Below are 25024 nucleotides of genomic sequence, written 5' to 3'. Positions count from 1 at the left end.
TTGCGACGCAGCAGGATTGCCGCAATGCAATATAAGCCATTGAAATTGATGATTGACGGCCGACGCGGGACGGATTTATTTTGAAAATCGCGAAATCCGGCGCGGTTTACCCGCTATCTGCGTGACCGCGGGAGGGTTTGTCCTTATCAATGTCGGTAAAATACAATTTGCGTCCGACGTGGTCGACATGCAAGACTTCTTCGACGAAACAGCGAGGCGGAGGAGTGCGCCAGACTGGTTCGTAAGCCAATATGGGAGGATATGGCGTGAAAATTGAACTCTATGAATTGCTGGCCAGACAGGCCATGAACCGGCGCAGCCTGCTCAAGGGCGCGGCGAGCCTCGGCGCGATGGGCCTCGCGGGCACGTCCCTGTCCGGCCTTGCCGGCCCGGCGATGGCGCAGGACAATCTGCGCGCGGAAATCCTGAAGATTCCAGGCGTCGGCGCTGGATCGCCCACGGACGCAGACTGGCAGAAGGTCGGCGAAATGTGCCTCGGCGCCACCAAGGCGTCGGTCAAGGAAGGCGAGTTCAAGGGCGTCGAGCTGTCCTTCATGGGCCTCAACAACCAGAACCTCCACAACGTGCTCTTCCGCGGCCTGCTTTACGCCTGGGAGCAGTATACCGGCGCCAAGATCAACTGGATCGATCTAGCCCAGGCCGATTATAACGCCCGCCTGCAGCAGTCCATTGCCACCGGCACGGTTGACTTCGACATTCTCGAAATGGGCGCGCCCTTCGAAGGCGACGTTTGCGGCAAGGGCCTGGCCTCGGTCATGCCGGATTGGGTCAAGGCCCAGATCGACATGGACGACTATGTCGGCTATCTCAAGGCGCCGGTCGGCACCTGGGACGGCAAGACCTATCGCATCTCCGTCGACGGCGATTGCCACAACTTCAACTATCGCACCGACGTGTTCTCGAACGCCGACCTCGCCAAGGCCTGGAAGGACGAAGGACATCAGGGCGAATGGGGCGTGCCGAAGACCTGGCAGCAGGTTCAGGAAGCCACAAAGTTCCTCAAGGGCAAGCAGCTCGACGGCCAGGATCTCTATGGTTATCTCGATGCGCCCAAGGGCTGGGGCGGCTTCGGCTTCTACTTCCTCGCCTCGCGCGCGACGGCTTACGCCAAGCATCCCGACGACAAGGCCTGGCTGTTCGATCCGGACACGATGAAGCCGCGCGTCAACAATCCGGCCTGGGTGCGCACCATTCAGGACGTCATCGACGCGCTGCCGTCCGAGCCCGCCGACCAGCTCAACGCCGACCCGGGCACGACCGCCTTCCAGCAGTTCCTCGCCGGCACCGGCTCGATGCTGGCCTGGTGGGGCGACGTCGGCTCCTCGGCCAAGACGTCCGATTCCTCGGTCATCGGCGACACCGTCGGCTTCTCGATCCTTCCGGGTTCGGACGACGTCTACAACGCCAAGACCGGCCAGTGGGACAAGCTCGCTTCGGGCCCGAACTACGCGCCGAACATGGCCTATATCGGCTGGGGCATCTATGTCATGGCCCGCGTCGACGCCGACCCGGTCAAGCAGAAGGCCGCCTGGTCCGCTGCAGCCCATCTCGGCGGCAAGGACATCTCGCTGTGGACGGCTGCCTATCCGTCGGGCATGCAGCCCTACCGCAACTCGCACTTCAACATCGAAGAATGGGTTGCCGCCGGCTATGATGAGGCCTTCATCTCGTCCTATCTCGGTTCCGAAAAGGACAGCTACAACCATCCCAACGCTGCGATCGAGCCGCGCATCCCCGGCATCTTCCAGTACTACTCGGTCGCCGAGGACGAACTGGCCAAGATCTTCGCCGGCCAGATGACCGCGCAGGAAGGCGCCGACAAGATCGCCGCCGCCTGGGAAAAACTGACCGACCAGATCGGTCGCGACAAGCAGATCGCGCTCTACAAGGCCTCGCTCGGCCTATAATCGAGCAAGTCTCGCATCTGGGCCGGCGGCGGCGTTACGCCGCCGGCCTTTCTGTTTACCTGGACATCTAGAGGAATGGGCGGAGCCGCATGTCGAGCAGCGCTGATCTGGTCAATGACCGGCTATTCACGGTCAACACCGACGACGAAATTCCCGAAAGCCGCAAACGGCTGGGGCGCCTGGCGTTCTGGGCCGCGACGGCCTTGCTCGTCGTCACCGCTGTGGTGCAGAGTTTTCACGTCGCAGGCCTGCTCGCGGTCGGCTTCGACAACTGGCGTCCGGTGCTCTACGCCGTCATGCTGTGGTGCGTGGCGCTGGCCTATTCGCTGGTGATGGTCCGGGGCGAATACGGCAAGAAGATGCTGTTCATCCTGCCTGCCTTTCTATTCACCGTGTTCATGGTGATCTTTCCGACCATCTTCGGTCTGTACATCGCGTTCACCGATTGGAATCTTTCCTCCTTCGAAGGCCAGCATTTCAACGGCGTCGATAATCTGGTGCGGATGTCGAGCGATCCGTATTTCTGGAACGCCATCCTCAACATGGTTTACTACGTGTTGGCGATCCTGGTGGAATACGCTATCGCCTTCGGGCTCGCTTTGCTCCTGAACGCCGAAATCCGGGCGCGCAAATTCTTCCGCATCGCCTTCCTGCTGCCCTTCATGCTGTCGCCGGTGGCGGTGTCGTGGATGGTGGGCAAGTCGCTCGGCGAATATCGCTTCGGACCCCTCGCCACATTGGCGCGCCACCTCGGCTGGGATCAACCGGCCTTCTTCTCGACCCCCGGCATCGCCCGCGTGTCGATCATGATCATGGACGCCTGGACCTATATCCCGTTCATGCTGATCATGCTGCTCGCCGGCCTGCAGGCCATGCCGAAGGAAGTGCAGGAAGCCGCCCGCGTCGATGGCGCGACGCCATGGCAGGCTTTCTGGCGGATCACCTTCCCGTTGATGCTGCCGGTGTCGATCACCGCCGTCATCCTCCGGGTGATCTTCAAACTGAAGCTCGCCGACATCGTCATCAACATGACCGCCGGCGGCCCGGGCGGGGCGACCGACACCGTGACCAGCTTCATCTTCCGTGAATATCGGGAGCGATCGAATGTCGGTTACGGCACCATGCTGGCCTTCGTCTATCTCGTGTTGATCATCCTCTTCGTCACCGGCTTGTTGAAACTCGCCAGCCGGTGGAACACCAGCGATCAGAATTGAGGAGGACGTCATGACGACACTGAGCCAAGCCATCAGCGCCGCCGACGCGCCCATGGAAAAAGACGGAACCGCGAAATTCTATTTCGGCCGCTTCTTCATCTACGGAGCCCTGACGCTCTGGACGATCATCTGCCTGTTTCCGATCTACTGGACGCTGACGACGTCGTTCAAGGTTGCCAAGGATGTGCAGAAGGGCGCGATCACCCCCTGGATAGACTTCGCGCCGAACTGGAAAGGCTGGCAGTCCCTCGGCCTGTCCCCCGAGAGCATTATACGGCCCTCCACGGTGCGGGACGAATTCCTGAAACGCTTTTACAACAGCGTCATCACCTCCGTCAGCGCCTCGCTGCTGGCCGTCCTGATCGGCTCGCTCGCCGCCTACGGGTTGACCCGCTTCGCCTATAAGATCGGCTGGATGCGCAACAAGGACATCTCCTTCTTCTTCCTGTCGCAGCTGATCCTGCCGCCGGTTGTGCTGGCGCTGCCGTTCCTGGCGCTCTACAAGGAGTTGGCGCTGCTCGACACCACCATCGGCCTGGTGATGCTCTACACGCTGATGGTGCTGCCGATCGTCATCTGGATCATGCGCGACCAGTTCGCCGGCATTCCCGTCGAGCTCGAGGAAGCGGCGCTGGTGGACGGCCTGTCGATTTGGGGCGCCTTCTTCCGCATCGTCTTTCCTTTGGCCGCGCCCGGCATGGTCGCCGCCTTCATCCTGGCGTTGGTGCTGTGCTGGAACGAATATTTCTTCGCCGCCCTGCTCACCTCCACCCATGCGACGACTGTCCCGGTGATGGTGGCGAGCCAGACCGGATCGCAGGGCATCAACTGGTGGTCCATGGCGGCGCTGTCGACGGCGGCCATCGCGCCGCTGGTCGTCATCGGCATTTTCCTCGAACGCTACATCATCAAGGGCATGACGGCCGGGTCGGTGAAGTGATGCTGAAAAGGATCCCGCGTCTGCTAAGCGCCGAAGCCCTGAACGCGCTGATGTTGATGGGCCATGGCGACGAGTTCCTGATCTGCGACGTCAATCACCCGGCGGCCACCATCGCGCGGGACACCGTCTATGGCGAGATCATCGATCTGGCGGGCGCGGACATACCCACCGCGCTCGCCGCCATTCTCGAACTGTTTCCGGTCGACACTTTCGTCGAGCAGCCGGTCAAGCGCATGCAAGTCGTCGGCAATCCCGGCGAGGTCCTGCCGATCTTCGACGCCGTGCAGGCGGTGGTCGATGCGGCCGAAGGCCGATCCGTGGGGATGGCGGCGCTCGAGCGCTTCGCCTTCTATGAGGCGGCGCGGCAGAGTTTTGTGGTGTTTCGAACATCCGATCCTGGGCCCTACGGTTGTTTTATCGTCAAGAAGGGCGTGATCTAGACGGAGCCCGGAAGACGTCTCCTTCCGACGTAAAATATTTATCAGCATGCTAATTGTTTTCTGGCGCCACGGCTCCTACCTGATCGATGCAACGATCATTTAGGAAGGCACTCATGCTTCTCGACACCCTCTCCTGGCGCTACGCCACCAAGAAAATGGACCCCTCCAAGACCGTCGCCGAAGATAAGGTCGACCGCATTGTCGAGGCGGCCCGGCTTGCTCCGACATCGAGCGGGCTGCAACCCTTCGAAGTCATCGTCATCACCAACAAGGACATACGCGAAAAGATCAAGGCGATCGCCTGGAACCAGGCGCAGGTCACGGACGGCTCGCATCTGCTCGTCTTCGCCGCCTGGGACAATTACACGACCGATCGCATCAACAAGATGTTCGACCTCGTCAACGAGGAACGCGGTTTCACCAACGAGGGATGGGAAAATTATCGCCAGATGCTGCTCGACAGCTATCCCCAGCGCGATGAGCAGGTGAACTTCGAGCACGCCGCCCGCCAGGCTTATATCGGCTTCGGCCTCGCCATCGCCCAGGCGGCGGAAGAAAAGGTCGACGCGACCCCGATGGAAGGCTTCGATCCCGCAGCCCTCGACGAGATCCTCGGCCTGCGCGCGCGCGGCCTGCGCTCTGTGACCATTCTGCCGCTCGGCTATCGCGAAGCGGAAGGCGATTGGCTGGCCAACCTCAAGAAGGTGCGTCGCCCCAGGGACGAGTTCGTCTCCGTCGTCGCCTGACCCCGGCGGAACGCGATGGATTTGCTGTCGCGTTCCTCTTTTTTGCCGTCGAAATTGAACCGGTTCAGGAAACCGTAACTGGCTTCGTATAATATTCAGTGGTTAAATTACCGCCGGAAGCCAGCGTCGTGGATCTCGCCACCATTCTCTTGCTGTTCAAATCGTCTCTTTTGGTCGGGGCGTTGTGCTTTTTATACGTCCGCGGACATGGCGACCATGTCCAAGGTCTCGGCGTGCTCGCCACATCTTTCTTGCTCCAGGCCGCCGCGACCACGCTCGCCGGCCTGGTGGAGGCCCATGACGTCGTGGGCGCAGGATGGACCCTAGCCAGCTTCGCATTCGGCCTGCTCGGTTACGCCCTCATGTGGATCGGCCTGAAGACGCTGACCACCGGCGCCGGCGCCAACCCTCTCAGTATCGCCTTCATCCCTCCGGTGCTGCTCTCCATCTGTATCTGGGCCAGTGGGCATGTGCAAGACAACGCCATCAGGGCGTCCGTCTTCAATCTCTGCGCGACCTGCTATCTCCTGGCCTGCGCCGGCATGGTGTTTCATGATCTGCGGCGAGAGCGGTTGAGCGCGAAGATCCCTCTTTCGCTGGCGCTCGGTTTCGGCGCGCTTCTCTGCCTGGCGATCGTGCTCGGCATCAACGGGTTGGTTCTGTCGCCCGCCGTCCTCGATGTCGTTTTCTTCCTGTTGATCGTGCTGTTCTTCATCATCTGCCTGTTCATCATCATCATGGTGAAGGAGCGGACGGAAGCGGATCTGCACCGGCTGATCGCCACGGATGAACTGACCGGCCTTCCCAACCGGCGTCACTTCTTCAACGGACTGCCGCCGCAGCCGAACACCGGCGACGCCTTCATCCTGCTCGACATCGACCATTTCAAACGCGTGAACGACACGATGGGCCATGCCGCCGGAGACGAGGTTTTGCGGAAGGTGGCCGCGGCGATTTCCGGCGGCCTGCCTTCGCACGCGATCTACGGACGTCTGGGCGGCGAGGAATTCGGCGTCTTCCTGCCCGGATCGGGCCATGACGCCGCGCTCGCCCTTGCGGAACTGATACGCAAGCGGATCGAAAGCCACGACGGCGTCGTTACCACCATCAGCGCCGGCGTCGCCATCGCCAGAGCCGCAAACGGCATCTCCGACGTCATGAGCGCAGCCGACGCCGCCCTTTACAAGGCCAAGCAGAACGGCCGCAACCGTGTCTGGCTACACGCCGAAGCCTGAACCGAGCCGCGTCACCGAGCGGACAAGTCGCGCATCAGATCCTTGGTCTGCAGATAGAGACTGCGGAATATCCGGTGATTGCGGGCATGGGCCGCGTGCGGCCGCGCCGCGACTTCCGCCTCGACCGGGTTCCATGCCAGGATATCCTCGCGCCTGACATCGCCGACGCCAAGCGCGGCGAGAAAAGCGTCGCCATAGGAGGCGCCGACCATGCGTCGCGCCAATCTCTGCGGAAGACCCGAAATATCGGAGGTCGCTTCCAGCCAGATCTTGTTCTTGACGCCGCCGCCCACCGCCATCAGCCGCTTGGGCTGAGCGCCTGCCTCCGCATAGGTCTCGAAGATATGGTTGGTGGCATGCGCGATCCCCTCGATCAGCGCCCGGTAGATATCGCCGCGGCCATGGGTGAGATTGAGCCCGAACAGCACGCCCTTGGCGTCGGGATCGTGCAGCGGCGTCCGCTCGCCGGAAAAATAGGGCAGGAAGACCAATCCCTTCGCGCCCGGCTCGGACGTTTCCGCCTCGCGGGCGAGTTCGGAGAAAGCCTGGGCCGGATCGAGATCCCGCCCGAACTGGTCGCGGAACCAATGCGTGAGCGTGCCCGACGTCGCGAGCCCCGACATCGAGGCGTGCTCGCCCGGAAACAGCCAGGGCGCATACCAGAGACGGGCGTCGCGCACGCGCATCTCGGTCAGTTCGATGATGAAGATGGTCGAGCCATACATCACCATCATATCGCCGGCTTCGCTCACGCCAATGGAGAAGGCTTCCGCCGCCGCGTCGATCGTTCCGCAAATCACGGGCGTGCCGGCCGCCAGCCCGGTGGCATGGGCGGCGGCGGCCGTGACTTCGCCGGCGATGTCGGTGGTCCAGAGGATCTCGGGCAGCTTGTCCAGCGGCGCGATGCCGTCATTGAGCGCATCCGACCAGCCCTGCTCGTCGATCCGGTAGAGAGGCGAGAAGTTGGCGGCGGTGTAATGATCCATCACCGACCGACCCGTCAGCTTCTGGACGATATAGGTCGTCGACGTCACGAACTTGTCGGCCTTGTCATAGAGATCGGGCCGGTTGTTCTTGAGCCACAGAATCTTTGGCCCGACCGATTGCGAGGTCAGCGCATTGCCGCATTCGTCGAGAATGCGCGCCTCGCCGAGACTGGCGGTCAAACTTTCGATCTCGCGGGCGGCGCGGGTGTCGACGCCATAGAGCACGCCGTTCATCAGCGCATTGCCGTCGCGATCCACCGGCAGCATGCAGGGGCCGATGGCTGAGGCGCCGACTGCGCGGATATCGTGCGGATCGATCCCGCTTTTGGCGATCAGCGCCTTGGAGAGAAAGCAGAAGTCGCCCCACCAGTCCTTATCTGGATCGTGTTCGGCCCAGCCCGGCTGCGGCACCAGCATCTTGTGCGGGCGCGCCGCCTGCGCGACGATCTCGCCGGCGCCATCGACCAGCACGCCCTTGGATTCGAAAGTCCCGATATCGACGCCGAGATAATAGGCCATCGTCCCCTCTATTGTTCGAAATCGTCCCGATCGAGGCTGAAGCCCGGCTTGACCCTGACAATGGCCGCGACGAGCAGGCGCGTCAGCTCTTCGAGATCGGCGAGATCGCACATTTCGAGCGAGGAATGCGAATAGCGCATGGGAAAGCCCATATCGATCGACGCCACGCCCTGGCCGACCAGCTGCACATAGGAGGAATCCGTCAGGCAGCCGATATGGGCGCTTTTCTGCAGGCGGATCTTCTCGCACTCCGCCGTCTCCTCGAACAGTCGCACAAGCGCCGGATGCGGGATCGTGCCGTTGAGCGTGCCGCGTCCGTGGAAAGAATAGAGCCCCATGCCCGGCCCGCCGCCGAGCGTCACATCACCCCGCGCGCCCATATCGGGCGTGTCGGCGGCGAGGATGATGTCGATCTGGATGGCGATATCGGGCTCGAGCATCTGCGCCGCCGTCAGCGCGCCGCGCAGATTGAACTCTTCCAGCACGGAGAAGACGATATGCACCGTCGGCTTGTCCTCAGCCGAGGCGAGCGCGCGGGCCACCTCCAGCACCACCGCGCAGCCGGCCCGGTCATCGACCGACGTGCCGGCGATGCGGCCGTTGCGAAGGTCGATGACCTCGGGCTGGTAGACGATCGGCGCGCCCACATCGATGCCCGCAGCCAGAGCCTCCTCGGCGCTTTTGAAGCCGGCGTCGATATAGAGCTCCGGATAGGGCAGCACCTTGTATTTCTCGTCCGGCTGGGTGGCGTGATGGGCCTTGTTGGCGATGACGCCGGGAATATCCCGGCCGTCGCCGAGCGAGAACAGCACCGCCTGCGAGGCGAGCGCGCGCTCCGGCACCCCGCCAAGGCGCTCAACCCTGATATAGCCGTTTTTCTCGATCTTGCGGACCACGAAGCCGAGCTGGTCCATATGGGTGAACAGCATCACCGAGGGCGCGCCCTCGGCGCCATCGATCGTGGCGATCAGATTGCCCAGCCGGTCGGTGCGGGTTTCAAGCCCGATCTCCTGCAATTGCGCCTTGAGGTAACGGCGGACGCGCCCTTCATAGCCGGACAGGCCGGGAATGCGCATCAGCGTTTCGAGTTCGGCTCTCAGCCTGTCGCGCATATCCGCCTCCTCAGCGATCCATACGGACCTGGCGCATGAATTCCGCCGCCCGCTCGGGATCGACGGCGTTCCAGGTGTGGCCGTCATATTTGAGCGACGAACCGACGATGACGCCATCGGCCACCTTCAGCGTATCGCGCACGGTCGCGTGCTTCACGCCGGTATTGGCGAAGACATAGGTGTCGGGCAGCACGCGCTTCACGGCTTCGAGATCGGTCATTTCGGCCGCCTCGCCGGTGATATTGCCGGACACCAGCACCGCATCGGGAATGGACGAGAATACCGCGCTGCGGGCGCGATCGGCGACGCTGCGACGGTCGAGCGAATAGGCGAATTCCGCCGAGATGTTATACAGCAACGCCAGATCCTGTCGATGGAGCCGGTCGCGATAGCGCATCGCTTTGCCCGCATCGGGGGTCCAGGGGCCCATGTCGGAGGCATAGGTTCCGGTGAAGATTTCTCGAACGAAACCCGCGCCTGTGGCGGCGGCCAGCGCGATCGACGCTTCGGGATCCCAGAGCACGTTGACGCCGAAGGGAATGCGGATCTCCTGGCGCACCTGGCCGATCACATAGGCCATGGTGGCGATCGACGCAGTATCCACCTTGAATTCATAGGGCCGGTCGTTTTCGTTGCCGAACATCACGGCGTCGAAACCGGCGTCCTGCAGCGCGGCCAGGTCCTTGCGGACGCCGTTCAGCAGCGCGTCCAGGCCACCCTCGCGATCATAGAGCGGCGAGCCGGGCAGCGCGCCGAAATGGACCATGGCGATGACGGGCTTGATGTCGCCGAACAGGCGTTTCAGTTTTTCACTCACGAAACGATCTCCTCCAAACCGTGACCGGGAACTTGCCATTTCATCCGCGGCTTGTCACGGGCGCACCTTTGAAAATGAATAAAAACAATTGCTTTCGCATCCGCCGCCTCGATACACTCCCCGTACGAGGAGACTTATTCAGGAGGATGGCGATGAAAATCCGGCACTGGGACCGTCGCGGCAATGGCGGTTTCGATTTCACCGAGCTCGGTTTCGGCACGGCCCCGCTCGGCAATCTCTACAAGGCGGTTTCGGACGAAGAGGCGCACGCGGTTCTCGACGCCGCCTGGGAAACCGGCTGCCGCTATTTCGACACCGCGCCGCTCTACGGCCTCGGACTGTCCGAACGCCGCGTCGGCGATTTTCTCAAGGCGAAGAAGCGTGAGGACTATCTGATCTCGACCAAGGTCGGCCGTCTCATGTCGGTCTGCCCTCCGGAACAACGCACCGGCATCGGCAAGTTTTTCGACACGCCCAACCGCCGCGAGGTCTACGACTATTCCTATGACGGCGTGATGCGCTCCTTCGAGGCCTCCTTCGAGCGCACTGGTCTCGATCGCTTCGACATCATCTTCGTCCACGACGTCGACATCTTCACCCATGGCTCCAAGGAGGCGTCGGACGCCCGCATCGAGGAATTCATGCGCGGCGGCTATTACGCGCTGCTATCGCTGAGGGACCAGGGCGTGATCGGCGCCTTTGGCGGCGGCGTCAATGAATGGCAGGTGTGCCAGACGCTGGCCGAGCGCGGCGATTTCGACCTGTTTCTGCTCGCCGGCCGCTATACGCTGCTGGAACAGGAGGCCTTGACGACGTTCCTGCCGCTCTGCGAACAGCGCAACATAGGCATCGTGCTCGGCGGCCCCTATAATTCCGGCATTCTCGCCCGCGGCCCTTCGGAAGCGGCTCAGTATAATTATTCCAACGCGCCAGCGGAGGTGATCGAGCGCGTCCGCAGGATCGATGCGGTCTGCCAGGCGCATGGCGTGCGGCTGATCGAAGCGGCGCTGAATTTCCCGCTCAGGCATCCGCAGGTTGTTTCGGTCATTCCGGGCGGCCAGAGCGTGGCGGAAGTCCGCTCTAATCGCGACATTCTCGGCAAGGACATTCCATCCGCTTTGTGGGATCAATTGAAATCGGAAGGCCTGCTCCGCGCCGACGCGCCGGTGTGAATTACTTCGTCATTGACCGCTTATAAAGACGTGTCGCGTTCCCCGGAACGCGGCCGGCGCAGGCGCAACCTATTCGCGATGATGGATGAAAAAAGCAGTGTTCGGGACTCTTGTGCGGACCGTTTTTTTCTGTCACCAATGCCGCCATCGATTTTCTTGAGGCCGATTGGCTCGGCTCCCCCGTCCTGGGACGGGCGCGGCCTACGACTTATCCCCGAACGATCTATCGATGCCACCACCTGCTCTCGGCAGAGAGCACTCTATTATACCAAGGTTCTCGAAAGGAACTGTTATGAACACTGGTACCGTAAAGTGGTTCAACTCCCAGAAGGGTTACGGATTCATTCAGCCGGACAATGGCGGCGCGGATGTTTTCGTTCATATCAGCGCCGTTGAACGCGCCGGCATGACCACGCTCAACGAAGGCCAGAAAATCTCCTACGAAGTGCTCGCTGACCGCCGCACCGGCAAGTCCGCCGCCGGCAATCTGCGCGCCGCTTGATCTGTCGATAGATCCGGAACGTTTTCGAGGGCGCGAACCGCAGGGTTCGCGCCCTCGATCATGTCGGACTATCCCTGCAGATACACGAATTCCGGCTCGATGCTCCGCGTCGTCACCAGCCGCCCGTTGGGCAGGTCGTTCCCGTCCAGCTTGAAGGCGAGGTCCTCGCCGCTCAGATCCTTCCAACGCTCGATCAGCCGTCGACGCAGCTCCTCCTCGGGGACGTCGATCAGCACGGTAGTATCATAATGCTGGTGGAGATCGGCCCAGGCGCCGTCTCCCAGCAGGATATAGTTTCCTTCCACCACCAGATGCCGGACATTTTTCGGGATCATGCGCCCGCCGGCGCGGGCGATCTCGATGGAGCGGTCGAACACCGGCACCGCCACCTCGTCGTCCAGATTGGCGCGCAGGCGGCCGAGCATATGCGAGAAGCCGGCGACGTCGAAGGTTTCGGGCGCGCCCTTGCGAGGGCGGAGCCCGCGCGGCACGAGCACAAGATCGTCATAGTGGTAGCCGTCCATCGGAAAGACAGCCGCCGATCCCGGTTCGCGCGCGTTCAGCGCCTCGACAAGCTGCTCGGCGAGCGTCGATTTGCCTGCGCCCGGCGGACCGGCAATGGCGGTGATCGATCTCGTCTCCGCGCCCCGCGCCTCGACGGTTTCCACGAGTGTTTCGAATGTGATGGACAGTCGCATGGCATCCTCCCTTGTCTCACCTCGATTAGCGCAGCAGAGGTCGTTTCGCAAACTTCGCCGCCTTTCCAAACCGTCTTGCCAGGGCTAGGAAAGACACAAAGAGGAGACACGACATGCGCATACTCTACGACCCCTCCCCTCGCGCCACCGAGGATATGTTCAGCGCGTCGGCAAAGGAGAAGTTCTTTTCGACCTATGACGTGATCGCCTGGAACGGCGAGGATCGCGACGATTTCTACCGCCGCCATCTGCCGGAGACCGAAGTGCTGATCAGCCAGCAGCCCATGGAGCGCGACCGGCTGGATCACGCGCCCAAGCTGCGCGCCATCGTCAATGTCGAGACCAATTTCCTGCCCAATATCGATTACGAGGCCTGCTTTCAACGCGGCGTGCATGTGATCGCGCCGAGCTCGGTCTTTGCCGCGCCGGTGGCGGAAATGGCCGTCGGCATGGCGCTGTCGCTCGCCCGCGGCATTCATTCGTCGCATGGCGATTTCCTTAAAGGCGAGGAGCTCTACGGGCTGGACGGCAATCACATGGCCGAACTGCTGGCGGGCTCCGATGTCGGCTTCGTCGGTTTCGGCGATCTCGGCCGCGCCACGCACAAGCTTTTGGCAGGCTTCAACCCCACCGTCCGCGCCTTCGATCCCTGGCTGCCCGAGGGCGTGCTGTCGCGTCTCGGCGTGATCCCGGCGTCACTGGATGAGGTTCTGTCGAAGAGCCGCTTTGTTTTCGTGGTCGCAACCATCACCACCGAAAATGCCCATCTGCTCAACGCCGAAAAGCTCGGCCTGATGCAGCAGGGCGCGAAACTCCTGCTGCTCAGCCGCGCCGCCGTCGCCGATTTCGAGGCGCTCGCCGAAGCGGCGTCGTCAGGCCGGATTCTGGTCGCGACGGACGTGTTTCCGGAAGAGCCGGTCGCGAAGGACGATCCGATCCGCTCGGTTCCGAACATGCTGTTTTCCGCCCATCGCGCCGGCGCGCTGACCTCGGCGCTCGAAAATATCGGCAACTACGTGCTGGAAGATCTGGGGCAGATCGCGCGCGGCCTGCCGCCGGTGGCCTGCAAGCGGGCGGAACGGGAAACCGTCATGCGTATCCGCTCGAAGCCGATCGACAAGTCCTGATCAGTTCCTGTTCCCGATCAGACAACGGTCTTGAAATAGTCGATCGTACGCTTCAGACCTTCGCGCAAGGGCACGGTCGGTTCCCATCCGAGCACCTCCTTGGCGCGGGAGATATCCGGGCAACGCTGCATCGGATCGTCCTGCGGCAACGGCAGATAGACGATTTTCGATTTCGAGCCGGTCAGTTCGAGCACGAGTTCGGCGAGTTCGCGCATGGTGAATTCGCCGGGATTGCCGATATTGACAGGATAGGACACTTCGTCAGGCGCATCCATGAGCCGCATCATGCCCTCGACCAGGTCGTCGCGATAGCAGAAGGACCGGGTTTGCAGCCCGTCGCCGAACATGGTGATGTCGTCGCCCCTGAGCGCCTGCACGATGAAGTTCGACACGACGCGGCCATCGGCCTTGTTCATGCCCGGTCCATAGGTGTTGAAGATGCGCATGACGCGGATGTTGACGCCGCGGGTGCGGTGATAGTCATGCATCAGCGTTTCCGCGCCGCGCTTGCCCTCGTCATAGCAGGAGCGGATGCCCATCGTATTGACGTTGCCCCAATAGGCTTCGGTCTGCGGATGGATCAGAGGATCGCCATAGATTTCCGAGGTAGAGGCCTGCAGCACCTTGGCGCCCGTTTTCGACGCCAGCTCCAGCAGGTTCATCGTGCCGATGATGCTGGTCTTGAACGTGTAGATCGGGTCGGATTGATAATGGACGGGCGACGCCGGGCAGGCGAGGTTGAAGATCTCTTCGAAACGAACATCGACCGGATCGATGACCGACTGTTCGATGGTCGCGAAATTGTTGTGGCCGCGTAGATGGGCGATGTTGTCGACCGCGCCGGTGAAGTAATTGTCCAGGCAGGTGACGAAGTTGCCCCGTTCGAGCAGCCGCTCGCACAGATGCGAGCCCAAGAAGCCTGCCCCGCCGGTGACCAAAATTCTCTTCATCGCGCCTGCCTTCCCTCTTCCGTTTGAAGACCAGCTACACGCCCACCGTTTCCCGGACCTTGCGCGGCGCGCGACGCGCGCGGGAATATCGGTCAGGCTTTACTTTCGTTTTTTTCGTTCTATCTTCGGAGCGAAAACGACACGACGGACGCGCGCGCATGTTCCTCTCACCCCGCCATCAACAGATCCTCGACATCGCCAAGACCCATGGCAAGGTGCTGGTGGAAGATCTCGCGTCACGTTTCGACATGACGCCGCAGACGATCCGAAAGGATCTCAACGACCTCTGCGAAAAGAAGCTGCTCAACCGCATTCACGGCGGGGCGGTGTTCCCTTCCGGCACCGAGAACATGCAATACGAGCAACGCCGCCAGATCGCCGCCGGCGAAAAGGAAGCGATCGGCCGCGCCGCCGCCGGCCTGATCCCCGACAACGCCTCATTGTTCGTCAATATCGGCACCACGACGGAGGCCGTGGGGCAGGCGCTGCTCGACCATGGCCGGTTGATGATCATCACCAACAACATCAATGTCGCCAACAGGTTGCGCGTTTATCCGCAATTCGAGGTGGTCATTGCCGGCGGCGTGGTGCGCGCCGCCGACGGCGGCGTGGTCGGCGAAGCCGCCGTCGATTTCATCCGCCAGTTCAAGGTGGATTACGCCGTGATCGGCGCATCGGCGATCGATGACGACGGCGCGCTTTTGGACTATGATTTTCGTGAAGTGAAAGTGGCTCAGGCGATCATCGCCAATGCCCGGCACGTCATTCTCGTGGCGGATTCGACGAAATTCGAACGCACCGCGCCGGTCAGAATCGCGCATATTTCGCAGGTGCACACTTTCGTGACCGACCGCTGCTATCCGCTGAGCGTGCAGAAAATCTGTCGTGAGAACGGGGTGAACCTCATCGAGACCGCCGCGCAGTCCGATATTCGCACCGCATCCGGCCAGTAAATATCCAAGGTGCGCTCGGTAAAATTTTACCTCGTTTGTTTTCGATTGACATTCGTTTTGTTTTCGTTTTGAATGTTTTCAGTTTCGCAATTGCGATATATTTTGCAATGCGAAAGGGGGAGAGAATCGTGACGGCAGACGTGATCCATGATGTTTTCATTGCGGGCGGGGGCATCAACGGCTGCGGCATCGCCCGCGACGCGGTGGGTCGCGGCTACTCCGTCTACCTGGCGGAAATGAAGGATCTGGCGTCCGGCACATCCTCCTGGTCGACCAAGCTCATCCATGGCGGCCTGCGCTATCTCGAACATTACGAATTCCGTCTGGTGCGCGAAGCGCTGATGGAGCGCGAAGTGCTGTGGGGCATGGCGCCGCATATCATCTGGCCGCTGCGTTTCGTGCTGCCGCTGCACAAGGACATGCGCCCGGGCTGGCTCATTCGCATCGGCCTGTTCCTCTACGACCATATAGGCGGCCGCAAGGCTTTGCCGGCCACCAGAGTGCTCGATCTCACCCGCGACCCCGCCGGCAAGCCGCTCAAGGATCGCTTCCGCAAGGCCTTCGAATATTCGGATTGCTGGGTGAACGACGCCCGTCTCGTGGCGCTCAACGCCCGTGACGCCGCCGATCGCGGCGCGACGATCCGCACCCGCGCCAAAGTGGTCTCGGCGCGGCGCGAAGGCGGCCTCTGGGCGATCGTGGTCGAGGACGTGCTCACCGGCGCCCGCGACACGGTGAAGGCGAAGCTCTTCGTCAACGCCGCCGGCCCCTGGGTCGACAAGCTGCTGCAGAACGCCGCCGGCTCCAACACCCACAATGTCCGCCTGGTTCAGGGCAGCCATATCGTGGTGAAGAAGAAATTCGCCGATCCGCGCGCCTATTTCTTCCAGAACAATGACGGCCGCATCTTCTTCGCCATTCCTTACGAACAGGACTTCACCCTGATCGGCACCACCGATCGCGACTACAAGGGCGATCCGGCCGATGTGAAGATCACCGACGACGAGATCGATTATCTCTGCGCCGGGGCCTCCGAATATTTCAAAGAGCCTGTGACCCGCGCCGACATGGTGTGGTCCTATTCCGGCGTGCGTCCGCTCTATGACGACGGCGCCTCCAAGGCGCAGGAAGCCACCCGCGATTACGTGCTGAAGGCGGTCGGCGCAGATGGCGAGCCGCAGATGCTCAATGTCTTCGGCGGCAAGATCACCACCTATCGCAAGCTCGCCGAATCCATGCTCGAAAAGATCGAGGCGGTGCTCGGCGCCAAGGGCAAACCCTGGACCGAAGGCGCGACGCTGCCGGGCGGCGATTTCGACCGCAACGGCTTTGGCGGACTGGTGTCGCGGCTGCGGACGGAAAAGCCCTGGCTGCCGGGCGCGCTCGCCGAACGTCTCATGCGTCTTTACGGCACCAAGGCGTTCGTTGTCGTCAAGAGCGCCGGAAGCTTGGCCGATCTCGGCCGCGTCTTCGGCGGTGATCTGACCGAAGCCGAAGTCAACTATCTCATGGACCAGGAATGGGCCGTCGACGCCGAAGATGTGCTTTGGCGCCGCACCAAGCTCGGTCTGACACTCGATGCCGACAGCGTGACAGCGCTCGAGGCCTATATGCAAGACCGGCGGAGCACACGCGCCGCTGCGCAGTAGGATTGACGACATGGGCCGAGACGGCCGCTGACGGCGACAGTCCTGCTGGGGAGGAGGAACAATGCTGGAACTGAAGGGCGTGTGCAAACACGTCGGCGCAGAGCGTCACATCACCGATGTGTCCATGCGCCTGGACAAAGGCTCGCTCAACGTGCTGCTTGGCCCGACGCTATCGGGCAAGACCACGCTGATGCGGCTGATGGCGGGTCTCGACCGCCCCACCAGGGGATCTGTCTTCTTCGACGGCAAGGATGTGACGGGCGTCCCCGTTCAGGCCCGCAATGTCGCCATGGTCTACCAGCAGTTCATCAATTATCCGGCGATGACCGTCTACGACAATATCGCCTCGCCGCTCCGCGTGAAGGGCGCCGATCGCGCCGAGATCGAGCGTCAGGTGATGAAGGCCGCAGAACTGCTGCGCCTCACCCCTTATCTCAAGCGTATGCCGCTCGAACTCTCCGGCGGCCAGCAGCAGCGCACCGCGCTCGCCCGCGCCATCGTCAAGAATGCCGGCCTGGTCCTGCTCGACGAGCCGCTCGCCAATCTCGACTACAAGCTGCGCGAGGAACTGCGCGCCGAATTGCCGCGCATCTTCGCCGAAACCGGCGCGATCTTCGTTTACGCCACCACCGAACCGACTGAAGCCCTGTTGCTGGGCGGCGCAACGGCGACGCTGCATGAAGGCCGCGTCACCCAATATGGTCCGACGGTCGATGTCTTCCGCCGTCCCACGGATCTGCTCACCGCGCAGACCTTTTCCGATCCGCCGCTCAACATGATCTCCGCCGTCAAGCGCGGCGCCGTGTTGGCGCTCGATGGCGGCGCGGAAATAGCCACGCCGCGCGACATGGCCGCCATTCCCGACGGCAAGCTCACCATCGGCTTCCGCCCGCATCACCTGTCGCCGAAGCCCGTCAGCATCGAAACCGCCACCCTGCCCGCCCGCGTGGCGGTGACGGAAATCACCGGATCGGAAAGCTTCGTGCATCTCGCCCACGGATCGGAAACCTGGGTCATGCTGACCAAGGGCGTGCATGACATCGCCCCCGGCACCGATCTGATGGTCTATCTGGACACGCGCCACCTGCTCGCCTTCCGCGAAGATGGTCGCAACGCTGCGCTGGCGGCCTGAGGAGAAGACCATGGCGCGCATCACGCTCGATCACATTCGCCACGCCTACACCGCCAATCCGGAGAAGCCTTCGGATTACGCGCTGAAGGAAGTGGACCACATTTTCGAAGACGGCGGCGCTTATGCGCTGCTCGGGCCTTCGGGCTGCGGCAAGACCACGCTGCTCAACATCATCTCGGGCCTGCTGACGCCCTCGCATGGCCGGCTGCTGCTCGGCGACCGCGACGTGACGCGGCTGCGCACGGAAGAGCGCAACATTGCCCAAGTGTTCCAGTTCCCGGTCGTCTATGACACGATGACCGTGTTCGACAATCTCGCTTTCCCCTTGCGCAACCGCGGCATTCCCGAAGCGCAGGTCACGGCCAAGGTTCAGGAAATCCTGAAAGTCATCGACCTCGAAGGAATGGCGCGCCGCAAGGCCGAGGGCCTGACCGCCGATCTCAAGCAGAAAGTGTCGCTCGGCCGCGGCCTCGTGCGCGCTGATGTCAGCGCCATCCTGTTCGACGAGCCGCTGACGGTCATCGATCCGCATATGAAATGGCAGCTGCGCTCGCAGCTCAAGCTGCTGCACCGCCAGTTCGGCTATACCATGGTCTATGTGACGCATGACCAGACCGAAGCGCTGACCTTCGCCGACAAGGTCGTCGTCATGTATGACGGCCAGATCGTGCAGATCGGCACGCCGGCGGAACTGTTCGAAAAGCCCAGCCACACTTTCGTCGGCTATTTCATCGGCTCGCCCGGCATGAATGTGCTGCCGGCGACGCTGGACGGCGCGTCCGTGCGCGTCGGCGAGCATGCGATCGAACTGTCCTCCGCCCCCTTGGTGGCGGGCGCCGCCAAGATGGAGCTCGGCATCCGTCCGGAATTTGTCCGTCTCGGTCGCGAGGGCATGCCCGTGACCGTCACCAAGGTCGAGGATATCGGCCGCCACAAGGTGATCCGGACGCAATTCGCCGGCCAGAGCCTGACCGCGATCCTCGAAGAGGACGACGAGATCCCTGCCGATCCCCGGGTCACTTTCGATCCGGACGCCATCAACCTCTACGCCGATTCCTGGCGCGTGAAGACGGAGGCCTGAGATGAACAAGACCTGGAACAACAAGGCCTGGTTCATGGTCCTGCCGGTGCTGGCGCTGGTCGCCTTCTCCGCCGTGGTGCCGCTGATGACGGTAGTGAACTATTCGGTGCAGGACACGTTCGGCAACAACGAATTCTTCTGGGCGGGCGCCGAGTGGTTTTCGGACACTTTGTCGTCGGAACGCTTCTGGTCGGCGCTGCAGCGCAACCTGCTGTTCTCCTTCATTATCCTGGCGCTCGAAGTGCCGCTCGGCATCTTCATCGCGCTCAACATGCCCAAGAAGGGCCTGGGCGTGCCGGTCTGCCTGGTGCTGATGGCGCTGCCGCTGCTGATCCCCTGGAACGTGGTCGGCACGATCTGGCAGATCTTCGGCCGCGTCGACATCGGTCTGCTCGGCTACTCGCTCGAGGCCATCGGCGTGGACTACAACTATGTCCGCGATCCCATCGACGCCTGGGTCACGCTCGTGGTGATGGATGTGTGGCACTGGACGAGCCTCGTCGTGCTGCTCTGCTATGCCGGCCTCGTCTCGATCCCGGAAGCCTATTACCAGGCCGCCAAGATCGACGGCGCCTCGCGCTGGTCCGTGTTCCGCTATATCGAACTGCCCAAGATGAAGCGCGTGCTGCTGATCGCCGTGCTCCTGCGCTTCATGGACAGTTTCATGATCTACACCGAGCCCTTCGTCGTCACCGGCGGCGGCCCCGGCAACTCCACCACCTTCCTGTCGATCGACCTCGTCAAGATGGCGGTCGGCCAGTTCGACCTCGGCCCGGCCGCGGCGCTCTCCATCATCTACTTCCTGATCATCCTGTTGTTGTCATGGATCTTCTACACCGTGATGACCTCGAGCGACCAGAAAGGCTGAGACCATGACCAAGTCCCCCCGCTACGGCGCCGCCCTCGTCTCGACGCTCTATATCCTGTTCCTGCTCGCGCCGATCTACTGGCTCGTCAATATGAGCTTCAAGACCAACGCCGAAATCACCGGCGCCTTCTCCCTCTGGCCGACCAGTCCGACGCTTCGGAACTATACGGTGATCTTCACCGATCCGGCCTGGTATAACGGCTATATCAACTCGATCATCTATGTGGCGCTCAACACGGTGATCTCCGTGTCGGTGGCGCTGCCGGCGGCCTACGCCTTCTCGCGCTACCGGTTTCTGGGCGACAAGCATCTGTTCTTCTGGCTGCTGACCAACCGCATGGCCCCGCCGGCGGTGTTCGCCCTGCCCTTCTTCCAGCTCTATTCGGCCTTCGGCCTGATCGACACGCATATCGCGGTGGCGCTCGCCCACTGCCTGTTCAACGTGCCGCTGGCCGTCTGGATCCTCGAAGGCTTCATGTCGGGCGTGCCGAAGGAGATCGACGAAACCGCCTATATCGACGGCTATTCCTTCCCGCGCTTCTTCGTGAAGATCTTCACGCCGCTCATCGCCTCGGGCATCGGGGTCGCCGCCTTCTTCTGCTTCATGTTCTCCTGGGTCGAACTGCTGCTGGCCCGCACGCTGACCACCACCGACGCCAAGCCGATCGCCGCCACCATGACGCGCACCGTCTCGGCCTCCGGCATGGATTGGGGCGTGCTGGCCGCCGCCGGCGTGCTGACCCTGATCCCCGGCGCGCTGGTGATCTATTTCGTCCGCAATTACATCGCCAAGGGCTTCGCCCTGGGGAGGGTCTGATGAACGCTACTCGTCGCTGGCCGTTCGCGCTCGCCATCGTGGTTCTCGTCTATGCCGGGGCCGTGGGCCTTCTCGCCTCGCGCCTGCCGGTCAAGGACGGCGCCGTCGACTGGTACGCGCCGCTGATACCGGGCGGCTGGATGGCCTGGTCCTTCCCCGGCGCCCTGTTCTTCATGACCATCGCCTTTCTGCTGGCGCTGATGGCCGTTTGGGAAAGCGCCTCGCCGGGCGGCAATCCGCGCACCGGCATCCTGCGCTTCGAGACGACGCGGGGTGACCGCCTGTTCATCTCGCTGCTTGGCTCTGCATTTATTCATCTCGCATGGTTGGGGCTGATCGGCGCCAATCTGTGGTGGGCTCTGGCTCTCTCGCTCGTCTACGCGCTTGGCGTGTTCAAGCTGGTGTGAGCCAAGGAGGAATGAGCGGGCCGGGGGAGCCGGCGCGCTTTCATACGCAATCGCAAAACCTATGGGAGGATCTTATGCGAAAGCATCTAATGACATCGACGGCGGCAATCCTGCTCGCTTTCGCCGGCACGGCGTTCGCCGGCATGGACGACGCCAAGCAATTCCTGGACAAGGAAGTCGGCGACATGTCGGCCCTGTCCCGCGCGGACCAGGAAAAGGAAATGCAGTGGTTCATCGACGCCGCCAAGCCCTTCGCCGGCATGGAAATCAAGGTCGTCTCCGAAACCATCACCACGCATGAGTATGAATCCAAGGTGCTGGCTCCGGCCTTCACCGCCATCACCGGCATCAAGATCACTCATGACCTGATCGGCGAAGGCGACGTCGTCGAAAAGCTGCAGACGCAGATGCAGTCGGGCGAGAATGTCTATGACGCCTATGTCAACGACTCGGATCTGATCGGCACCCATTGGCGCTACCAGCAGGCCCGCTCGCTGACCGACTGGATGGCCAACGAAGGCAAGGACGTGACCAATCCCGGTCTCGACCTCAACGACTTCATCGGCCTGAAATTCACCACCGCGCCTGACGGTAAGCTCTACCAGCTGCCCGACCAGCAGTTCGCGAACCTCTACTGGTTCCGCTACGACTGGTTCAACGACGAGAAGAACAAGGCCGACTTCAAGGCCAAATACGGCTACGACCTCGGCGTGCCGGTCAACTGGTCCGCTTACGAAGACATCGCCGAATTCTTCACCGGTCGCGAAATCGACGGCAAGAAGGTCTATGGCCACATGGACTACGGCAAGAAGGACCCCTCGCTCGGCTGGCGCTTCACCGACGCCTGGCTGTCGATGGCCGGCAATGGCGACAAGGGCCTGCCGAACGGTCTGCCGGTCGACGAATGGGGCATCAAGGTCAACGAAAAGTCCCAGCCGGTCGGCTCCTGCGTCGCTCGTGGCGGCGACACCAACGGCCCGGCTTCGGTCTACGCCATCCAGAAATACCTCGACTGGCTGAAGGCCTATGCGCCGGCCGCCGCTCAGGGCATGACCTTCTCGGAATCCGGCCCGGTGCCGGCCCAGGGCGAAATCGCCCAGCAGATGTTCATGTACACCGCCTTTACCGCCGACATGGTCAAGGACGGCCTGCCGGTGGTCAACGAGGACGGCACGCCGAAGTGGCGTTTCGCCCCGTCGCCGCATGGCGTCTACTGGAAGGACGGCATGAAGCTCGGCTATCAGGACGTGGGTTCCTGGACGCTTCTGAAGTCCACGCCCGACGATCGCGCCAAGGCCGCCTGGCTCTATGCGCAGTTCGTCACCTCCAAGACCGTGGACGTCAAGAAGAGCCATGTCGGCCTGACGCTGATCCGCGAATCGACCATCCAGCACAAGAGCTTCACGGACCGCGCGCCGAAGCTCGGCGGCCTGATCGAGTTCTATCGCTCGCCGGCCCGCGTGCAGTGGTCGCCGACCGGCACCAACGTTCCGGACTATCCGAAGCTGGCCCAGTTGTGGTGGCAGGCGATCGGCGACGCAGCCTCCGGCGCCAAGACCGCGCAGGAAGCCATGGATTCGCTCTGCGCCGAACAGGAAAAGGTGCTGAGCCGCCTGGAACGCGCCGGCGTGCAGGGTGAAATGGGTCCGAAGCTCGCCGAGGAGCATGATCTCGCCTACTGGAACGCCGACGCCGTGAAGAACGGCCATCTCGCTCCGCAGCTGAAGATCGAGAACGAAAAAGAAAAGCCGATGACCGTCAACTATGACGAACTGGTCAAGAGCTGGCAGAAGTAATCAGCGCCAAACTGGGACTTCACGGACCGGGGCGGAAACGCCCCGGTTTTTTTGTGGGCAGACGACCGCTTTCCAAACCGCTTGGGTTTTGGTAGAGTGCCTCATGCCGACCGTGTTTCGCTTTGATGGATTGCGCGTGGTCATCTATCCCAATGATCACCGACCCGCTCATGTCCATGTGATGGGCGCGGGCGGCGAAGCGGTGTTCATCTTACATTGCCCCGACGGGCCGCCGATCCTGCAGGAATCTTTCGGATTCAAATCAGGGGATCTGAACCGCATCGAGACAATGCTTGAGACGATCCTGTCGGATCTTTGCAACCAGTGGAGCGTGTTTCATGGCCATTTCTGAAGAGACCATTCGACAAGCGGAAGCGCGCATGGCCGAGACAAGGCGCACGGGCGCGGCCGCCTCGGCCCGCTATGACCAGCGCGCTGGCCGCATTGTGATCGCGCTCGACACGGGCGTCGAACTCGCCTTCCCCCCGCATCTGGCGGAAGGGCTCGGCGAGGCCTCGGCAGACGATCTCGCCGACATCGAACTCAGCCCCTCCGGCCTCGGCCTGCATTGGCCGCGTCTCGACACAGATCTCTATGTGCCGGCGCTTCTGCAGGGCCTGTTCGGCTCGAAAACCTGGATGGCCGCCCAACTCGGCGCCGCCGGCGGCAAGACTCGCTCCGCCGCAAAAACCGCGGCGGCGCGCGAAAACGGCCGGAAGGGCGGCAGGCCGCGCAAGGTTACGGCGTAGGAGCTGGAAGGCGAAGATCCCTCACGCCCGCTTCAGCGCCGCGATATCCCCGCTTTCGAGATGCGGCAGATTGGCCTCGATCTTGTCGAGCGGCCAGTCCCACCAGGCGATGTCGAGGAGGTCAGCGATCACATCGTCGGGGTAGCGCATGCGGATGATCCCGGCCGGATTGCCGCCGACGACGGCGTAGGCGGGCACATCCCGCTTCACCACGGCGCGAGCCGCGATGATCGCGCCCGGTCCGATCCGCACCCCCGGCATAACGGCCGCCTCATGGCCGATCCAGACATCGTGGCCCACCACTGTGTCCCTGACCGGCAGATCCTTGTAGCCAAAGGTTTCCGGCTTGAAGATGCGGAAGGGATAGGCGGTGACGCCAGTCATCGGGTGATTGGCGGAACTGGTGATGAAATAACTGCCCCGCGCGATCTGCACGAATTTGCCGATCACCAGCCGCTCCCGGCAGCCGGGCCCGAGATAAGGCGCCAAAATCCCCGCCGTCTCCTCCACGCGGCCCGAATGGGTGAAATAGCTGTACTCGCCCGCCTCGATGCGCGGATGGTCGATCGCCTGTTTCAGATGCACGGTGTCGCGATAGACGGTCCCATCCGGCAGCGTGATGGGATGGAGGAGATCGGCGTTTAGAAGGGGCATGGCGGGGTCCGGAGCGGTGGGGATGTGGCCGATGCTACGGGAGGAAGGGGGCGTGATCCATTGCTTGAGGGGAATGGGGGGATCAATTGTTTGAATGCGGCGGAAGAGAGTTCAGACCGCTTCGCCTTTAGATGGCGCGATGCCGATTGCTCTCGCCGACACGGGGACGTGCAGCGATTGCAGGCTCGTGTTAAACCGGTAGAGACGAAAAACGCTGAGGTGATGTGTTGAGTGAGCCAAACCTTGTGAGACGACCGATAAAGCGCTTGTTGAAAATTTCGACGATTGTGTGTTGGGGACTGATCGTAAGTTTATTCGGTTTATTGACGTGGGGATTGGGAGGCGTTGACGCGCCACAAGGCGCGCTCATCGCGATGGGCTTTCTCCCAATCATCGCGTTTTTGTTGGTAATTTGGTTTGTCATCGCGGTGGGCTGCGTCATTGGACTGGTTGCAACACGATCGAAGAGTAGCTCCTCTACCTGACATTGCCGCTAACCTTTGTAATTTTGCCTTACATAGCCAACATGAGT

At 62.1% G+C, this 25024-nt stretch carries 25 protein-coding genes; 19 read left to right on the top strand and 6 right to left on the bottom strand.

Annotation, left to right across the window (positions count from 1 at the left end; translation table 11 throughout):
* The first annotated feature begins 305 nt into the window (after positions 1-305).
* The 6 genes from OCK01_RS10525 (at position 306) to OCK01_RS10500 (ending at position 6503) form a co-directional block, all read left to right on the top strand.
* Positions 306-1928, top strand: a complete 1623-nt coding sequence (locus tag OCK01_RS10525) for a sugar ABC transporter substrate-binding protein (protein ID WP_246697625.1) — start codon at positions 306-308, stop codon at positions 1926-1928.
* 89 nt (positions 1929-2017) lie between these two features.
* On the top strand, positions 2018-3142 hold the full coding sequence (locus OCK01_RS10520; protein ID WP_263823884.1) for a carbohydrate ABC transporter permease: 1125 nt from the start codon (positions 2018-2020) through the stop codon (positions 3140-3142).
* A 52-nt stretch (positions 3143-3194) separates the two neighbouring features.
* A complete protein-coding gene (locus tag OCK01_RS10515; protein WP_263824024.1) occupies positions 3195-4082 on the top strand; it encodes a carbohydrate ABC transporter permease in 888 nt (295 codons plus the stop codon).
* Positions 4082-4522 (top strand): RbsD/FucU family protein, encoded by a 441-nt coding sequence (locus OCK01_RS10510; protein WP_263823883.1) that lies wholly within the window; start codon positions 4082-4084, stop codon positions 4520-4522. The genes OCK01_RS10515 and OCK01_RS10510 overlap by 1 nt, the downstream gene beginning before the upstream one ends.
* A 113-nt stretch (positions 4523-4635) precedes the next feature.
* The gene (locus OCK01_RS10505; RefSeq protein ID WP_263823882.1) at positions 4636-5268 is read left to right on the top strand and encodes an NAD(P)H-dependent oxidoreductase; all 633 of its coding nucleotides are present in this window, start codon (positions 4636-4638) and stop codon (positions 5266-5268) included.
* 98 nt (positions 5269-5366) lie between these two features.
* A complete protein-coding gene (locus OCK01_RS10500; RefSeq protein ID WP_263823881.1) occupies positions 5367-6503 on the top strand; it encodes a sensor domain-containing diguanylate cyclase in 1137 nt (378 codons plus the stop codon).
* An 11-nt stretch (positions 6504-6514) separates the two neighbouring features.
* On the opposite strand, the gene OCK01_RS10495 is transcribed toward OCK01_RS10500, so the two are convergent.
* The 3 genes from OCK01_RS10495 to OCK01_RS10485 are packed head-to-tail and all read right to left on the bottom strand — an operon-like array spanning position 6515 to position 9937.
* Positions 6515-8008 (bottom strand): FGGY-family carbohydrate kinase, encoded by a 1494-nt coding sequence (locus OCK01_RS10495; protein WP_263823880.1) that lies wholly within the window; start codon positions 8006-8008, stop codon positions 6515-6517.
* A gap of 8 nt (positions 8009-8016) precedes the next feature.
* Positions 8017-9120 (bottom strand): M42 family metallopeptidase, encoded by a 1104-nt coding sequence (locus OCK01_RS10490; protein ID WP_263823879.1) that lies wholly within the window; start codon positions 9118-9120, stop codon positions 8017-8019.
* Between the two features lie 10 nt (positions 9121-9130).
* On the bottom strand, positions 9131-9937 hold the full coding sequence (locus tag OCK01_RS10485) for a BtpA/SgcQ family protein (RefSeq protein ID WP_263823878.1): 807 nt from the start codon (positions 9935-9937) through the stop codon (positions 9131-9133).
* Positions 9938-10089: 152 nt separating this feature from the next.
* On the opposite strand from OCK01_RS10485, the gene OCK01_RS10480 reads away from it, so the two are divergent.
* Both OCK01_RS10480 and OCK01_RS10475 read left to right on the top strand, forming a co-directional pair.
* Positions 10090-11109, top strand: a complete 1020-nt coding sequence (locus OCK01_RS10480) for an aldo/keto reductase (protein WP_263823877.1) — start codon at positions 10090-10092, stop codon at positions 11107-11109.
* 292 nt (positions 11110-11401) lie between these two features.
* Complete coding sequence (locus OCK01_RS10475; protein WP_182828450.1) at positions 11402-11611, top strand: cold-shock protein; 210 nt, start codon at positions 11402-11404, stop codon at positions 11609-11611.
* A 68-nt stretch (positions 11612-11679) separates the two neighbouring features.
* On the opposite strand, the gene OCK01_RS10470 is transcribed toward OCK01_RS10475, so the two are convergent.
* Positions 11680-12309, bottom strand: a complete 630-nt coding sequence (locus tag OCK01_RS10470) for a nucleoside/nucleotide kinase family protein (RefSeq protein WP_263823876.1) — start codon at positions 12307-12309, stop codon at positions 11680-11682.
* A 113-nt stretch (positions 12310-12422) separates the two neighbouring features.
* Here OCK01_RS10470 and OCK01_RS10465 point away from each other — a divergent pair, with 113 nt between their 5' ends.
* The gene (locus OCK01_RS10465; RefSeq protein WP_263823875.1) at positions 12423-13436 is read left to right on the top strand and encodes a hydroxyacid dehydrogenase; all 1014 of its coding nucleotides are present in this window, start codon (positions 12423-12425) and stop codon (positions 13434-13436) included.
* 17 nt (positions 13437-13453) lie between these two features.
* Here OCK01_RS10465 and OCK01_RS10460 read toward each other — a convergent pair whose 3' ends face one another.
* Positions 13454-14386: a UDP-glucuronic acid decarboxylase family protein gene (locus OCK01_RS10460; RefSeq protein ID WP_263823874.1), complete on the bottom strand. Its 933-nt coding sequence runs from the start codon at positions 14384-14386 to the stop codon at positions 13454-13456.
* Between the two features lie 158 nt (positions 14387-14544).
* On the opposite strand from OCK01_RS10460, the gene OCK01_RS10455 reads away from it, so the two are divergent.
* The 10 genes from OCK01_RS10455 (at position 14545) to OCK01_RS10410 (ending at position 23838) form a co-directional block, all read left to right on the top strand.
* On the top strand, positions 14545-15339 hold the full coding sequence (locus tag OCK01_RS10455) for a DeoR/GlpR family DNA-binding transcription regulator (RefSeq protein ID WP_263823873.1): 795 nt from the start codon (positions 14545-14547) through the stop codon (positions 15337-15339).
* A gap of 128 nt (positions 15340-15467) precedes the next feature.
* The gene (glpD, locus tag OCK01_RS10450) at positions 15468-16988 is read left to right on the top strand and encodes a glycerol-3-phosphate dehydrogenase (RefSeq protein WP_263823872.1); all 1521 of its coding nucleotides are present in this window, start codon (positions 15468-15470) and stop codon (positions 16986-16988) included.
* A 61-nt stretch (positions 16989-17049) separates the two neighbouring features.
* Positions 17050-18120: an ABC transporter ATP-binding protein gene (locus OCK01_RS10445; protein WP_182828445.1), complete on the top strand. Its 1071-nt coding sequence runs from the start codon at positions 17050-17052 to the stop codon at positions 18118-18120.
* Between the two features lie 10 nt (positions 18121-18130).
* Positions 18131-19201, top strand: coding sequence for an ABC transporter ATP-binding protein (locus OCK01_RS10440; RefSeq protein ID WP_263823871.1), 1071 nt, complete (start codon positions 18131-18133; stop codon positions 19199-19201).
* Position 19202: 1 nt separating this feature from the next.
* Positions 19203-20069 (top strand): carbohydrate ABC transporter permease, encoded by an 867-nt coding sequence (locus tag OCK01_RS10435; RefSeq protein WP_182828443.1) that lies wholly within the window; start codon positions 19203-19205, stop codon positions 20067-20069.
* Between the two features lie 4 nt (positions 20070-20073).
* Positions 20074-20886: a carbohydrate ABC transporter permease gene (locus OCK01_RS10430; protein ID WP_263823870.1), complete on the top strand. Its 813-nt coding sequence runs from the start codon at positions 20074-20076 to the stop codon at positions 20884-20886.
* Positions 20886-21293: a DUF2160 domain-containing protein gene (locus OCK01_RS10425; RefSeq protein ID WP_182828442.1), complete on the top strand. Its 408-nt coding sequence runs from the start codon at positions 20886-20888 to the stop codon at positions 21291-21293. The genes OCK01_RS10430 and OCK01_RS10425 overlap by 1 nt, the downstream gene beginning before the upstream one ends.
* 74 nt (positions 21294-21367) lie before the next feature.
* Positions 21368-23089, top strand: coding sequence for an extracellular solute-binding protein (locus tag OCK01_RS10420; RefSeq protein ID WP_263823869.1), 1722 nt, complete (start codon positions 21368-21370; stop codon positions 23087-23089).
* Positions 23090-23192: 103 nt separating this feature from the next.
* Complete coding sequence (locus OCK01_RS10415) at positions 23193-23441, top strand: DUF4160 domain-containing protein (RefSeq protein ID WP_263823868.1); 249 nt, start codon at positions 23193-23195, stop codon at positions 23439-23441.
* A complete protein-coding gene (locus OCK01_RS10410) occupies positions 23428-23838 on the top strand; it encodes a DUF2442 domain-containing protein (protein WP_263823867.1) in 411 nt (136 codons plus the stop codon). Before OCK01_RS10415 ends, OCK01_RS10410 begins: the two co-directional genes overlap by 14 nt.
* Before the next feature lie 21 nt (positions 23839-23859).
* Here OCK01_RS10410 and OCK01_RS10405 read toward each other — a convergent pair whose 3' ends face one another.
* On the bottom strand, positions 23860-24492 hold the full coding sequence (locus tag OCK01_RS10405; protein WP_263823866.1) for a CatB-related O-acetyltransferase: 633 nt from the start codon (positions 24490-24492) through the stop codon (positions 23860-23862).
* Between the last annotated feature and the right edge of the window lie 532 nt (positions 24493-25024).

The organism is Rhizobium sp. TRM95796, assembly GCF_025779995.1.
Lineage (GTDB): Bacteria > Pseudomonadota > Alphaproteobacteria > Rhizobiales > Rhizobiaceae > Rhizobium_E.
Note: the sequence above shows the minus strand (reverse complement) of the source record. Positions and strands in the feature narration are given on the sequence as shown.

Excerpts from the sequence above, each read along its gene's own strand:
- OCK01_RS10525 (WP_246697625.1), top strand. The coding sequence starts at position 306 with ATGAACCGGCGCAGCCTGCTCAAGGGCGCGGCGAGCCTCGGCGCGATG.
- OCK01_RS10520 (WP_263823884.1), top strand. The coding sequence starts at position 2,018 with ATGTCGAGCAGCGCTGATCTGGTCAATGACCGGCTATTCACGGTCAAC.
- OCK01_RS10515 (WP_263824024.1), top strand. The coding sequence starts at position 3,195 with ATGGAAAAAGACGGAACCGCGAAATTCTATTTCGGCCGCTTCTTCATC.
- OCK01_RS10510 (WP_263823883.1), top strand. The coding sequence starts at position 4,082 with ATGCTGAAAAGGATCCCGCGTCTGCTAAGCGCCGAAGCCCTGAACGCG.
- OCK01_RS10505 (WP_263823882.1), top strand. The coding sequence starts at position 4,636 with ATGCTTCTCGACACCCTCTCCTGGCGCTACGCCACCAAGAAAATGGAC.
- OCK01_RS10495 (WP_263823880.1), bottom strand. The coding sequence starts at position 8,008 with ATGGCCTATTATCTCGGCGTCGATATCGGGACTTTCGAATCCAAGGGC.
- OCK01_RS10490 (WP_263823879.1), bottom strand. The coding sequence starts at position 9,120 with ATGCGCGACAGGCTGAGAGCCGAACTCGAAACGCTGATGCGCATTCCC.
- OCK01_RS10480 (WP_263823877.1), top strand. The coding sequence starts at position 10,090 with ATGAAAATCCGGCACTGGGACCGTCGCGGCAATGGCGGTTTCGATTTC.
- OCK01_RS10475 (WP_182828450.1), top strand. The coding sequence starts at position 11,402 with ATGAACACTGGTACCGTAAAGTGGTTCAACTCCCAGAAGGGTTACGGA.
- OCK01_RS10470 (WP_263823876.1), bottom strand. The coding sequence starts at position 12,309 with ATGCGACTGTCCATCACATTCGAAACACTCGTGGAAACCGTCGAGGCG.
- OCK01_RS10465 (WP_263823875.1), top strand. The coding sequence starts at position 12,423 with ATGCGCATACTCTACGACCCCTCCCCTCGCGCCACCGAGGATATGTTC.
- OCK01_RS10460 (WP_263823874.1), bottom strand. The coding sequence starts at position 14,386 with ATGAAGAGAATTTTGGTCACCGGCGGGGCAGGCTTCTTGGGCTCGCAT.
- OCK01_RS10455 (WP_263823873.1), top strand. The coding sequence starts at position 14,545 with ATGTTCCTCTCACCCCGCCATCAACAGATCCTCGACATCGCCAAGACC.
- OCK01_RS10445 (WP_182828445.1), top strand. The coding sequence starts at position 17,050 with ATGCTGGAACTGAAGGGCGTGTGCAAACACGTCGGCGCAGAGCGTCAC.
- OCK01_RS10440 (WP_263823871.1), top strand. The coding sequence starts at position 18,131 with ATGGCGCGCATCACGCTCGATCACATTCGCCACGCCTACACCGCCAAT.
- OCK01_RS10435 (WP_182828443.1), top strand. The coding sequence starts at position 19,203 with ATGAACAAGACCTGGAACAACAAGGCCTGGTTCATGGTCCTGCCGGTG.
- OCK01_RS10430 (WP_263823870.1), top strand. The coding sequence starts at position 20,074 with ATGACCAAGTCCCCCCGCTACGGCGCCGCCCTCGTCTCGACGCTCTAT.
- OCK01_RS10425 (WP_182828442.1), top strand. The coding sequence starts at position 20,886 with ATGAACGCTACTCGTCGCTGGCCGTTCGCGCTCGCCATCGTGGTTCTC.
- OCK01_RS10420 (WP_263823869.1), top strand. The coding sequence starts at position 21,368 with ATGCGAAAGCATCTAATGACATCGACGGCGGCAATCCTGCTCGCTTTC.
- OCK01_RS10415 (WP_263823868.1), top strand. The coding sequence starts at position 23,193 with ATGCCGACCGTGTTTCGCTTTGATGGATTGCGCGTGGTCATCTATCCC.
- OCK01_RS10410 (WP_263823867.1), top strand. The coding sequence starts at position 23,428 with ATGGCCATTTCTGAAGAGACCATTCGACAAGCGGAAGCGCGCATGGCC.
- OCK01_RS10405 (WP_263823866.1), bottom strand. The coding sequence starts at position 24,492 with ATGCCCCTTCTAAACGCCGATCTCCTCCATCCCATCACGCTGCCGGAT.